Annotated in this window: 1 protein-coding gene; it reads left to right on the top strand. The window is 33.6% G+C overall.

The window, feature by feature from the left end:
• Nucleotides 1–157: 157 nt before the first annotated feature.
• On the top strand, nt 158–778 hold the full coding sequence (locus E1171_RS00580; RefSeq protein ID WP_155203075.1) for a DUF4159 domain-containing protein: 621 nt from the start codon (nt 158–160) through the stop codon (nt 776–778).
• Nucleotides 779–812 lie beyond the last annotated feature (34 nt).

The raw sequence follows: 812 nt of genomic DNA on the forward strand, positions 1-812 counted from the left end.
TTTTTTTGCTTTATTTGGGAAAAATGAAATCAATCCGGATGATTTATTTGCTTCTTTTGAGAAGAATTAATTTTGGATCTAAAATTTGATTTATATTTTTTTTTCTTTGGGATTTCTAATTCCCAGTTCCCAATTCTTATTACTTACATTTCCTCTTATGAGTGGTTTCTTTTTCACAAGATTACAATACAATTCCGGGGATTGGAATACTGACCAACGAATGCCTTCCAATTTGATGAATTCCCTTATTGAATACACAACTTTAACTGTAGATCCACTGGAAAGGGTTATTCCATTAAGTAGCCCGGAAATATTCAAATCTCCCTTTTGTTACCTTAGTGGACATAAATTGGTGGAGTTTAATAAAGAAGAGAAAGAGAATTTTAAGAAATATATAGAAAATGGAGGGTTTGTCTTTGCCGATGATTGCAATCATGATATTGATGGCCTCTTTGCGAAGTCTTTTGAAGAGCAAATGAGACAGATTTTTGGTGAAGATGCCCTTAAAAAAATTTCCAATAAGCATCCGCTTTATCATTCTTTTTTTGATTTTGATGACGGCCCACCCGTCACCTCTCAAGAGTTAAATGGATGGGGGGATGACTTGGTTCATGAATATTTAAAAGCAATAGAAATAAATGGCCGTATTGCTGTATTGTATAGCAATAAGGATTATGGCTGTGAATGGGATTACGATTTTAGAAATAAGCGATGGATGAGTAGGGACAATACACGTTTTGGGGTAAATATTGTCATGTATGCCATGAATTTTGGGTAAATACTCAAAGGCTAAATTGAAAGCAGATTTTTTT

It is taken from the genome of Xanthovirga aplysinae (genome assembly GCF_009711365.1).
GTDB lineage: Bacteria > Bacteroidota > Bacteroidia > Cytophagales > Cyclobacteriaceae > Xanthovirga > Xanthovirga aplysinae.